The sequence below is a fragment of the Bacillus cereus group sp. BfR-BA-01316 genome (genome assembly GCF_022664195.1).
Taxonomy (GTDB): Bacteria; Bacillota; Bacilli; order Bacillales; family Bacillaceae_G; genus Bacillus_A.
Genome location: NZ_JAKUGX010000007.1, coordinates 57,905 through 70,404 on the forward strand (window position 1 = coordinate 57,905; position 12,500 = coordinate 70,404).

Here is a 12,500-nt window from a genome sequence, read left to right on the forward strand (position 1 = left end):
ATGATAAATCAGAGCCCCCTACTATCACTGTTTAAATCCACACAATTGTCATAAAGGCTAATATTGTTAATAAACCAATTAACAATCCAGAGTATAAGAAGAAACTCGCCGCTTCATGCCCTTTATGACTCATATGCATGAAATAATATAACTGAAATATAACTTGAACGACTGCTAACAATAATATAAATGGAACCGAAAAAATCGGGCTAAATGTTTTCGGATATGCCACCGCTGCAAATGCAACTAATGTTAAAAAAATCATTAGTGAAAATGTAATAACTTGGTGCTTCATTTCCTCTGCACTTTTTCTCTTCCGATAAACAAGATCCACCTTAGGATTATTCGTTTGCTTAACCGCCATTGTTTATCCCACCATTCCCATCAAATATACTACAGTGAAAATAAACACCCAAACTACGTCAATAAAGTGCCAATAAATTGATGCAACATAAAACTTTGGTGCGTTGTATAAATTTAAGCCTCTCTTCGCGTTTCTAAAGATTAATGTTAAAATCCAACATAATCCAAACAACACGTGGAGCCCGTGTGTACCAACAAGAGCATAAAATGCAGAACCAAATGCACTACTTCTCATAGTATGCTTAAATTCATGCGTATAATGATAGAACTCATATATTTCAAACCCCAAAAATCCTAAGCCAAGCAACACTGTTACAAGTAACCAAAGTTGCATTTTCTTAAAGTTGAAATTTTTCATATGATACATTGCGTATACACTCGTTAAACTACTTGTTAACAAAAGCATCGTCATAATGAAAACGAGCGGCATTTGAAACATCTCTTGAGATGTTGGTCCACCATTTGTAGAGTTCTTTAACGCTAAATATGTGCCAAATAAGGAAGCGAACAACACTGTTTCGCCTCCAAGAAATAACCAAAAACCAACAAACTTATTTTTCCCCTCAAGGGTTGCTTTTTCAGGCTCTGCTGGAAATGTTTCATTCGTTAATTTCTCATCTACATGCATTACGCCTTGCCCCCCTTATCATCTAAATCTTCCTTATGAATATGATATCCATGATCGTCAATTACTGAACGAAGGAACATTGTACCAAACGTAATGATTAAACCGATAATTGCTACCAATAACCAAAATTTATCTTTACCACCCTGCATATACATTGCACCAAAAGCAGCTATAAATAGACCTAGAGAAATAATAAACGGTGAAAATGAAGAATTTGGCATATGAATATCACCGACCGGTTCCGCTGCTGTCATCTCTTTATTACCCTCACGTTTTTCAATCCAAAACGGATCTAATCCGCGAACAAATGGTAACTGTTTGAAATTATATTCCGGTGTAGGCGCTGGCATTGTCCACTCTAACGTACGCGCATCCCACGGATCACGACCAGCCTTTTCTTTTGATACCGTTGTTTTTATTACATTGAATAAAAGAACAATCGTTCCAAGAGCCATAAACACTGCTCCAATGGAACTAATCATATTCCCCATTTCCAATCCTTGCCCCTCTAGATATGTGTAGTAACGACGCGGCATACCGATTAGACCCAGGAAATGCTGAATAAAGAACGTTAAATGGAAACCGATAAAGAATAACCAAAATGTTATCTTTCCTAACGTTTCATTTAATACTTTATTAAACATAAGTGGCCAATAATAATGCGCACCTGCAAGTAAACCAAATACAACACCACCAACAATTACATAATGAAAGTGTGCTACTACGAAATAATTATCATGAAACTGATAATCAGCTGGTGCAGAAGCAAGCATAACGCCTGTAACTCCACCCATAACGAAGGATGGAATAAAAGCTACCGCCCACATCATTGGTGTTGTAAACCTAATACTTCCACCCCACATTGTAAAGAGCCAGTTAAATATTTTAATACCCGTCGGAACTGCAATCGCCATTGTTGCAACTGAGAAGATAGCATTTGCAACAGGCCCAAGACCAACAGTAAACATATGATGCGCCCATACCATAAATCCTAAAAACCCTATTAATACTGTCGCGAACACCATCGAGGAATAACCGAATAATCGTTTTTTCGAAAATGTGGCGAAGATTTCTGAGAATATTCCGAAAGCTGGGAGTATAAGAATGTATACTTCCGGATGACCGAAGATCCAGAATAAATGCTCCCATATAATCGTGTTCCCACCTAGTGCCGGATTAAAGAAACTTGTGCCAAATAAACGATCTAACATTAAAAGTCCTAATCCTACAGTTAATGGTGGAAATGCAAATAAAATAAGTGAAGATGTTACAAATGTTGTCCATGTAAACATCGGCATGCGCATGTACGTCATCCCTGGCGCGCGCATATTAATAATTGTAACAAGGAAGTTAATACCTCCAATTAATGTACCAATACCTGATATTTGCAGGCCGAGTACATAAAAATCAACACCATGTCCTTTAGAGGCTAAAGCTAAAGATGCATACGATGTCCACCCTGCATCAGGCGCTCCTCCTAAAAACCAACTTAAATTTAAAAATAATCCACCAAAGAAAAATAACCAAAATCCGAGCGAATTCAAAAACGGGAACGCCACATCACGTGCTCCAATTTGAAGTGGTACAGCGGCGTTCATAAATGCAAACACGAGTGGCATAGCTGCGAGGAAAATCATTGTTGTACCGTGCATCGTTAATACTTGATTATAAGCATCCCCAACAAGAAAAGCATTGTTTGGAATCGCTAACTGCAGGCGAATAAATAGTGCTTCTATTCCACCTATTACAAAAAACAATCCACCTGCAATTAAATAGAGAATGGCAATCTTTTTATGGTCTACTGTCGTTAAATAATCCCATATGACAGCACCCATCCCCTGTTTTTTTGCTACAGAACTCACGTTTTCAACCTCCCCTTCGCAAATGATCCCTCTTTACTTTTCAATCTTTAACGTTTGTAAATATGCATTTAATGCATTAATTTGATCATCCGTTAAGTTGCCATATTTACCAGTCATTTTATTACCTGGTTTCATATTTTCAGGATCTTTGAGCCATTTTTTTAAGTTCTCTTCATTATTTTCGGCAATACCAGCAACCATATCGCGATCTGCAAAGTTTGCTAAGTTCGGTGCGATACGAGCAGAAGGTGGTCTACTATCATTTGATCCAACTGCATGACAACCAATACAGCTTTTATTAAATATTTCTTGACCCTCTTGCGCCTTTGTAGAAGCTACTTCTTTTTTCCCATCAATCTTCTTCATGTCAGCAAGCCACTTTTTGTACTCGCTTTCATCCAGAGCTTTCACTTTGAACTGCATTAAAGAATGTGATGGGCCACAAAATTCTGTACAAAAACCATTATAAGTGCCCGATTTATCTGCCTTTAACCACATTTTGTTTACATTATCTGTATTTGTATCCATTTTCCCAGCTAAAGATGGAACCCAAAACGAATGTTTAATATCGGCACCCTTCAAATTCAAATACACTTTCTTACCTGTGGGGATAACTAAATCTTGAGAAGTTACTATTTTTTCTGATTTATAAGAAAATTCCCACCAATAAAGATTCGCTGTTACATCAACAACGATAGTATCTTTATCAATATTCTTTTTCTCCATCGCACTTACATCAGCAAGCTTGAATGTATATGTAACAGTCGGAACAGCCAAGATTAACAAAAGAATAATCGGAATAACTGTCCATATAATTTCTAGTTTGTGATTTCCTTCAACTTGCTCTGGAATATAATCTTCCTCACCCTTTTTTTGTCGGAAACGCACAATTACATATAAGAAAATAATAGTAACTACAAGTACTACTCCTACCATGATTGCACTCGCTAGCAAGAGTAAATCATATTGCATTTTTGCTACTTCCCCTTGCGGAATTAAAGTAGACTGAAAAGCTTTACCGCATCCCCCTAACAGTAAAGCCAGCAGTGAAACGAACGAAAGCAGTCGCCACTGTTTCTTCATACAAACAACCCCCACTTTCTTTGTGAATTAGATTGTACTTTATAGTTAAGTAAAGTAAATCTCAACGTAAAGAAATCCAATCATGTCGTTGTCTTAGAAGAATGTAACTACAATCATTGACACAAATAAGATTGTTAAGTAATTCAGGGAATAAACAAACATTTTTACGGACCATTTGATGTCATCTTGCTTACGGAAGCCATAAAACCCTAATGCGATCCATCCGATGTTAAGCAATGTTGCAATTACCATGAATGTTATTCCAAGCCCACTCATATAAAATGGTAGTGGTAATAAACATACTGTCCAAATCATAATCTGACGTTTCGTAATATCAAATCCCTGTACAACAGGAAGCATTGGGATTCCTGCATTTCGATATTCATCAACACGCTTCATCGCTAATGCGAGGAAATGTGGGATTTGCCAAATAAACATAATTAAAAATAACATCCAAGCAATTGGATGATTTAAAGACGGATCAATTGCCGCCCATCCAATTAAAGGTGGAACTGCTCCTGATATACTACCTACAACAGTATTTAACGTATATTTCCGCTTCGTCCATAACGTATATAAAACAACATATGTGAAGGCACCAATAAATGAAATTAACACTGCCATCGGTGTAGTAAGTAATAAAAATGCAAAGCCAAGAAGTAAAATTACAAGTCCAAATGCAAGTGCAAAGCCAGGTTTATATTTACCTGTTACCGTTGGACGGTTTTTTGTTCTTTCCATTAATGGATCGATATCTCGGTCAATGTAGTTATTTAAACAACATACCCCAGCCATAATTAATGCAGAACCAACGATTGTGAAAAATAGCTTATCTAGATTGTCCATAACACTCAATCCATTAAAATGTAAAGCCAACCAAAATCCTGTAAATACAGTAAGTGTATTTGAGTTTACAATCCCCATTTTAACGAGCGCTGATAAATCTTGTAACCGAGTTGTTTCCGGTACAATTGAAACAGCTGACTCATCATGCAGCTCACTTGTTGCATGGTTCATCACTTTAACCCCCTCTTAAACCTATCATCTTTCTAAGCACATATTTCATGTGAAATATTTCGCTTCTATATAGCAATATTATTACAGTAGAAATATTATTAACCCATTCTACTACTAATCTACGCCCATACTCCAATATATTAAATCACATTTCCTGAACTTTTTGTGAAGAAAACATGAACTTTTTGTGTCGAACATTAAAAAACTTTATTCTAATTTATCCTTATCATAACATGATGTTATCTTCTATAATAAACTATTTTGTCATATTTAGCATGTATTCTCCCCATTTCTTTTCAAAACAGCCTGAATTCCTCCTAAAATATGTATTTGAAATCCCATTTTTTTCTTTATAATACGTACGTTGTCCTCGCTCTCCATTTCTTTGCTATTTTATTATTTTTTATATATCATAGGACTGTAGCACGTTTTATTCTATACATAATGGAATGAAAATATTTCGCAATAACTTCATAGCAGAAAGATGGTGAAAGAGATTGCAACGCTTTATTAAATGGTTAGCAGTCATTACAAGTCTCGATTTATTAGTAGTTTTACTAGGAGGCGCTTTAGTTACAAAAACGGGTTCAGGCCAAGGATGCGGCAAATCATGGCCTCTTTGTAACGGTGAATTTGTTCCATCTAATTTATCAATGGAAACTATTATTGAGCTAAGTCACCGCTTAACATCTGGATCAGCAGGAATCCTTGTTACTCTTCTTTGTATCTTGTCCTGGAAATATTATAAACATGTGCGCGAAACAAAGACGTTAGCAATTTTATCCTTCGTATTTTTAGTTGCACAAGCATTAATGGGGGCGGCGGCGGTTGTTTGGGGTCAAATGCCTGCTGTATTAGCTATTCATTTCGGTATTTCCTTAATTTCATTTGCTTCTGTCATCTTGTTAACGTGTCTTATTTTTGAAATTGATCAGAAATTTGATGCACGTTCACTTATTATGGACAAAAAAATGAAATTTCATATTTATGGTGTAACAATTTACAGTTATATCGTTGTCTACACAGGAGCTTTAGTACGTCACGAACGAGCTACCTTAGCCTGTCCAGACTTCCCTTTATGCAGTAAAAATAGACCTATGCCAACTCAACTACATGAGTGGGTCCAAATGGGGCATAGAGTTGCAGCTATGTTAATATTCGTTTGGATACTATACGCAATGTTTATAGCTATTCGTCATTACAAGCAGCAGCGTGTAGTATACTGGGGATGGATTATTTCATTTATCCTTGTTACACTTCAAGCTATAGTAGGGATTTTAGTCGTATTTACAAATGCTAGTTTAGCAATGGCATTATTACATTCGCTCTTCATTTCTTGCCTGTTTGCTGTACTATGCTATTTAGTTATGATAGGTACAAGAAGTACAGTCAATGCAAAAGAAACTGAATCAACTTCTAAGCAAACAAAATAAAGTAAAACTTTAATACCTTGCCAATTCGGCAAGGTATTATTTACACACAAAAAAGAGCTGCTTTCGCACAGCTCTTTTTCTTTATTTTAATGATCTAATTCAATGAGTAAATCTCCCGTTTGAATTGCATCCCCATCATTTACATATACTTTTTTCACTTTACCACTAAATGGCGCTTGAACCGTCGTTTCCATTTTCATCGCTTCTGTAATTGCCATGGAATCACCTTTTTTCACTTCATCGCCTTCTTTTACAACTACTTTAATAACAGTTCCCGGCATCGTTGCGCTAATATGATTTGGATTTTCACGATTCCCCTTCACACGCTGTGCAACAGTTGCTTTCACGCTTTCATCTTTCACTACGATTTCACGAGGTTGTCCATTAAATTCCAGGTAAAGCACACGATTTCCATCTGGCTGTGGCTCCCCAATGGAAACTAGTTTAACCATCAATGTTTTACCTTGCTCGATTTCCACATCAATTTCTTCACCAAGTCTCATACCATAGAAGAATGTCGGTGTATCAAGCACAGATACATTTCCATAAGTCCCAGCAACTTTTTCGTAGTCCATAAATACTTTTGGATACAATGCATATGCGACTACATCAAAAATTGTTACTTCGCGTCCAAGTTTGTGGAATAACTCTTCTTTTAAAGCATCGAAATCTACTGGTTCTAATAATTCACCCGGTCTTACTGTTAATGGCTCTTTCCCTTTTAAAATAATTTTTTGTAATTCTTTCGGGAAACCACCATATGGTTGTCCTAAATCTCCAGAGAACATTTCAACAACAGATCCTGGGAAGTCCATAGCATGTCCACGTTCTAAAATATCTTGCTCTGTCAGATGATTTTGAACCATAAATAATGCCATATCACCCACAACTTTAGATGACGGTGTTACTTTTACAATATCCCCAAACATGTCATTAACACGACGGTACATCACTTTAACTTCATCAAAGCGATCTCCTAAACCAACCGCCTTCGCTTGTTGTTGAAGATTACTATATTGTCCACCTGGCATTTCGTGCATATATACCTCTGTGTGAGGAGCGTTCATACCACTTTCAAATGGTGCATAGTATTTACGTACATCTTCCCAATAATGAGATAGTTTTTCTAATGAGTCTATATTAACATCTGGTTGTCTTTCGTTTCCACCTAACGCATAGTATAGTGTATTCGCACTCGGTTGTGATGTTTGACCAGCCATAGAACTCACCGCTACATCGACAATATCAACACCTGCTTCAATCGCCTTCGTATACGTTAAAATACCATTTCCGCTCGTATCGTGTGTATGCAGGTGAATTGGAATCGACACCGTCTCTTTTAGTGCTGAAACTAAATCATATGCTGCGTTTGGCTTTAATAAGCCCGCCATATCTTTAATTCCTAAAATATGAGCTCCTGATGCTTCCAACTCTTTTGCTAAACCTTTATAATAACTCAAATCATATTTACTACGTAACGGATCATGAATGTCTCCTGTGTAACACATTGTCGCTTCTGCAATCTTACCAGTATCTCGTACAGCATCAATTGCAACTCTCATGCCTTCTACCCAGTTTAAGCTATCAAAAATACGGAACACATCAATTCCGGCTTGCGCGGAACATTCTACAAATTTTCGAATTAAATTATCTGGATAGTTTTTGTATCCAACTGCGTTTGAAGAACGAAGTAACATTTGGAATAAAACATTCGGCATTTTTTCACGAAGATCTAGTAATCGTTCCCATGGATCTTCTTTTAAGAAGCGATACGCAACATCAAATGTTGCACCGCCCCACATTTCTGCTGAGAATAGATTTGGTAACATTCTCGCGGTCGGCTCTGCAATTTGATGTAAATCTTTTGTACGAATACGCGTTGCAAGTAAAGACTGATGCCCATCACGAAATGTTGTATCCGTTAAAAGTACACGTTTTTGATCTTGAACCCACTTTACTAATCCATCCGCCCCGCGCTCATCTAAAATTTGTTTCGTTCCATTTTGAATCGTTTCTGAATGTTTCAAACTTGGTATACGAGCATCTGGGAAAATTGGCTTCTCTTTTTTCCCTACTCCTGGGAAGCCATTTACTGTAACTGAACCAATGTAATTTAACATTTTTGTTCCGCGGTCTTTACGTTTCGGGAATAGGAATAGTTCAGGTGACGCGTCAATAAATGAAGTATCATACTCTCCCGATAAGAAGTTTCTATGTTTTACTACATTCTCTAAGAATGGAATATTTGTTTTAATGCCACGAATACGGAATTCTTTTAAATTACGTTCCATTTTTGCAGCAGCTTGTTCAAAAGTAAGCGCCCAAGTTGTAACTTTTACAAGTAAAGAGTCGTAGTACGGTGTAATAACTGCACCTTGGAAACTATTACCTGTGTCAAGACGCACACCAAAACCACCGCCTGATCGATACGCCATAATCTTCCCTGTATCAGGCATAAAGTTATTAAGTGGGTCTTCTGTCGTTACACGAGATTGAATTGCATAACCATGCACAATAATCTCTTCTTGTTTCGGCACACTTACCATCTTGCTATGTAAAGCATGTCCATCTGCAATTAAAATTTGTGATTGAACAATATCGATTCCTGTAATCATTTCTGTAATTGTATGTTCTACTTGAACACGTGGGTTTACTTCAATAAAGTAAAATTCATCATCTTTCACTAGGAATTCAACTGTTCCAGCATTTAAATAATTTACATTTTTCGTTAACTTTACTGCAGCATCACAAATACGCTGACGCAAATCATCTGAAAGCGACACGCTCGGTGCAATTTCAACTACTTTTTGATGGCGTCGTTGTACAGAGCAATCACGCTCATACAAATGAACAACATTACCTTCTTCATCTGCTAAAATTTGTACTTCTATATGTTTAGGTTTTTCAACGAATTTTTCAACGTACACTTCATCATTACCAAAGGCTGCTTTTGCTTCTGATTTCGCGCGATTATACGATTCTCTTAATTCTTCACTAGCACGTACAATACGCATACCGCGACCGCCACCACCAAGGGATGCTTTAATAATAATCGGGTAATCATACTTTTCAGCAAATTCTTCAACTTCTTCTATTGAATCTATTGGACCATCACTACCAGGAATAATTGGAATTTGTGCTAGCTGCGCTTGTGTTCTTGCTTTAACTTTATCTCCAAACATGTCTAAATGCTTACTTTTTGGACCGATAAAGATAATCCCTTCTTCTTCACAACGTTTTGCAAATTGAATATTTTCTGACAAGAAACCATATCCAGGGTGGATTGCATCTACATGATTACTTTTCGCAATCTCAATAATGCCTTCAATATCTAGATAAGCATCAATTGGCTTTTTTCCTTCCCCAACTAAATAGGACTCATCGGCTTTATAGCGATGATAAGAACCGCTATCCTCTTTAGAATAGATTGCAACTGTGTTTAATCCAAGTTCTGAACATGCTCGGAACACACGAATTGCTATCTCTCCACGGTTAGCTACCAATACTTTTTGAATACGTTGCAGCTTTGTCATGATTTTCCCCCTCTATTTTCCTACCACTCTAGAGATAAAATACATACACACTCTAAAGAGCGTGAAGTTCTTCACTTTCTACATTATATTATACTTAGAAAGCTTCACTTTATTTTTATCCATCATACCTTATTTTTCAACAAATGATAAGTTTTCTGATCAATTTGTTTCACAAAAATAGTATAGCATACCTCTTCCTTTTCTAACAACACTATTGTATATCACATTCACTTAAATGTAATATACTTTTTATTTTAAAAGAATCAATATTATATCACATTTAAAACATAACAAAATAAAAAACACATTGAACTCTAGAGCTCAATGTGTTTTTTATTTTACAACAACAAGATGCGGTCCACCTTGTTCTATTTCGTTAGTCAATTCGTTTTGTTGTTTCTCTTGTCGTCTTACATAACTAGCAATATTTAACAGTATACCCATTGCAAGTAAATTAGCCAATAAAGAACTACCACCATAACTTACAAACGGTAATGGTACCCCTGTAAGCGGTATTAACCCAGACATACCACCGACATTTATAAAAGTTTGAACTCCAAACAAACTTGCAATTCCAATTGCTATTAAACTTCCAAACGGATCTTTGCACTTTTGTGCAACCCTAAATGCCCGAACAATAATAAGTAACAAACAGATTAAAATGACAGCTACACCTATAAAACCAAGCTCTTCAGATATAATTGCCATAATAAAATCTGTTTGCGGTTCTGGTAAGTATCCATATTTTTGCACACTATTCCCTAACCCTCGACCATTTAGCCCTCCTGAAGCAATTCCAATAAAAGAATTTATCAATTGGAACCCATCATTTTGAGGATCGTTAAATGGATCAAGAAAAACTGAAAACCGAGCTTTTTGGTACGGACTTAACTTATAGTTCCCAATAAAATATAACGCTGGAATCCATACTATAGACGTTAAGAGGAATCGCTTTATACTTAAATTAACATTAACTCCTGAACAAAAGAACATAATCAGTACAGTTCCACCTATTAGTATATCGGTCCCTAAGTCATTTTGAAGTAAAATTAATCCCATCGCTCCACCGACAACAGTTAGAGGAGGAATTATCCCTTGTACAAAAGCTGTTTGCGTTTCTTGTTTCTTAGCAAAAAAGTTTGCTAACGTAATAATAACCGTTATTTTCACAAACTCAGCTGGTTGTATACCTAATATCCATCCTTTTGCACCATTTACGTCCTTACCGAAAATCAAGGCTGCTAATAATAGACCAATACTCCCTATTCCCATTGCGATCAAAACTATTCGCTTTCTCCACAACTTATAAGGAATAGCAACGATAATCGCTAACATTATCGTTCCAATAGCTAAAGCAATTAATTGTTTTTTAAAAAAGTAATTTGCTGGCCAGTTATGCCTCGAAATCGCAACAATGGAACTAGAACTATATACCATTATAACTCCCAACACACATAAGATAACAAGAGGAAGTAATAATGAATAATCCATCGATTTCCATACTTTTTTCATTTCATTTCCTCTTTCTGTTTCAATTTAATTATTGTTGTATTCCATATGTATATAGGTTCTTCCTTCTTTATTATACAAATAAAAAGCCCAAACTATTTCAGTTTGAGCCCCCTTATTTGAACCCGTTATTGTTGTTTGTTTGTAAATGCTTCATGAAGTGCAGACAACTCACGTTCGAGCTCTCCTAACATTGCTTTCCCTTGTTCTTCTGCAATAAGACCAAGGCGAACCGCAAAATCGACCTCGCGGGATAGTCCAAACATTTGTGTGTCTAATACTTCTTCATATAATGGACATTGCGGCATTGTAAGATTGTCCATTTGTACCTTAATAAGTCTTAAAATCTTCTCTGCATCCGCTTGTAGAAGGGCTAGTGCCTTTTCCTGATGATTTGATACTGTCTCAGACGCCAAATTGATTCCCTCCGTTTCCGTCCTACTCTCTCATATCTATTAATATTAGCGATAGTTTTAATAAATTGCAATAGAAACATTTTTTGTGACAACAGTGTCTAATACTATTATACTGAAAAGTGGGAGTATAACACAAATGGGGGAACAACAATGAGCGAAATTTTATTTATTAATGGAAAAGTTCGTTTTTCAATCACTATCGATCCAACTGTATGGATTTTCGATGATCGAAAAATAGATTTGACAACTTACTTTGATGAAACTAGAGAAGAATCATCCGAATTAGAAACATACTTAAAACATACTTCAGAGCATTGGGATCGCGAAATCCGTGATGGTGCTGCCTTCCCGCCAATACAACAAAGTGTAAAGAAATATAAAAAAGAACAGCTTATTAACGGGACATTTGGCATACCACTTCATCCATTTCTTAAAAATGCTGAAATTTTAGAAGATGCTACTCAAGTCGAAATTGAAACCACAGACAATACAATTACACTTCCGTTAGAAACAGCCCATAAAGCTATTCTCGGTTTTTCAAAAGAAGGTAAACCATTACGAGAAGACGGGCCTGTTCATCTATATTTCCATGATGGATCTAATAGACAAAATCCGATTCGTAACATCCGTAAATTTACAATCATTTAAATTGTATA

10 protein-coding genes are annotated in these 12,500 nt (G+C 36.3%); 2 read left to right on the forward strand and 8 right to left on the reverse strand.

The window, feature by feature from the left end; genetic code table 11:
• Positions 1-31 precede the first annotated feature (31 nt).
• From ctaF to ctaB, 5 genes are all read right to left on the reverse strand, one after another.
• Positions 32-364 (reverse strand): cytochrome c oxidase subunit IVB, encoded by a 333-nt coding sequence (ctaF, locus tag MR071_RS08315; RefSeq protein WP_002121961.1) that lies wholly within the window; start codon positions 362-364, stop codon positions 32-34.
• 3 nt (positions 365-367) lie between these two features.
• Positions 368-991: a cytochrome c oxidase subunit III gene (gene ctaE, locus MR071_RS08320; protein WP_000557861.1), complete on the reverse strand. Its 624-nt coding sequence runs from the start codon at positions 989-991 to the stop codon at positions 368-370.
• Complete coding sequence (gene ctaD / locus MR071_RS08325; protein ID WP_171903074.1) at positions 991-2,826, reverse strand: cytochrome c oxidase subunit I; 1,836 nt, start codon at positions 2,824-2,826, stop codon at positions 991-993. Before ctaD ends, ctaE begins: the two co-directional genes overlap by 1 nt.
• A 60-nt stretch (positions 2,827-2,886) precedes the next feature.
• Positions 2,887-3,936 carry a cytochrome c oxidase subunit II gene (gene coxB / locus MR071_RS08330; RefSeq protein WP_002088304.1) on the reverse strand — a complete coding sequence of 350 codons (1,050 nt, stop codon included), beginning with the start codon at positions 3,934-3,936 and terminating at the stop codon, positions 2,887-2,889.
• A gap of 93 nt (positions 3,937-4,029) precedes the next feature.
• The gene (gene ctaB / locus MR071_RS08335) at positions 4,030-4,953 is read right to left on the reverse strand and encodes a protoheme IX farnesyltransferase (protein ID WP_070144659.1); all 924 of its coding nucleotides are present in this window, start codon (positions 4,951-4,953) and stop codon (positions 4,030-4,032) included.
• A 497-nt stretch (positions 4,954-5,450) separates the two neighbouring features.
• On the opposite strand from ctaB, the gene ctaA reads away from it, so the two are divergent.
• Positions 5,451-6,386: a heme A synthase gene (gene ctaA, locus MR071_RS08340; protein ID WP_105584716.1), complete on the forward strand. Its 936-nt coding sequence runs from the start codon at positions 5,451-5,453 to the stop codon at positions 6,384-6,386.
• A gap of 86 nt (positions 6,387-6,472) precedes the next feature.
• Here ctaA and pyc read toward each other — a convergent pair whose 3' ends face one another.
• The 3 genes from pyc to MR071_RS08355 form a co-directional block, all read right to left on the reverse strand.
• Positions 6,473-9,919 carry a pyruvate carboxylase gene (pyc, locus tag MR071_RS08345; protein WP_105584715.1) on the reverse strand — a complete coding sequence of 1,149 codons (3,447 nt, stop codon included), beginning with the start codon at positions 9,917-9,919 and terminating at the stop codon, positions 6,473-6,475.
• A 333-nt stretch (positions 9,920-10,252) separates the two neighbouring features.
• Positions 10,253-11,431 carry a putative lipid II flippase FtsW gene (gene ftsW / locus MR071_RS08350; RefSeq protein ID WP_242235684.1) on the reverse strand — a complete coding sequence of 393 codons (1,179 nt, stop codon included), beginning with the start codon at positions 11,429-11,431 and terminating at the stop codon, positions 10,253-10,255.
• Between the two features lie 125 nt (positions 11,432-11,556).
• Complete coding sequence (locus MR071_RS08355) at positions 11,557-11,844, reverse strand: Fpa/YlaN family protein (RefSeq protein WP_000135698.1); 288 nt, start codon at positions 11,842-11,844, stop codon at positions 11,557-11,559.
• A gap of 150 nt (positions 11,845-11,994) precedes the next feature.
• On the opposite strand from MR071_RS08355, the gene MR071_RS08360 reads away from it, so the two are divergent.
• Positions 11,995-12,492 carry a hypothetical protein gene (locus tag MR071_RS08360; protein ID WP_105584713.1) on the forward strand — a complete coding sequence of 166 codons (498 nt, stop codon included), beginning with the start codon at positions 11,995-11,997 and terminating at the stop codon, positions 12,490-12,492.
• Positions 12,493-12,500 lie beyond the last annotated feature (8 nt).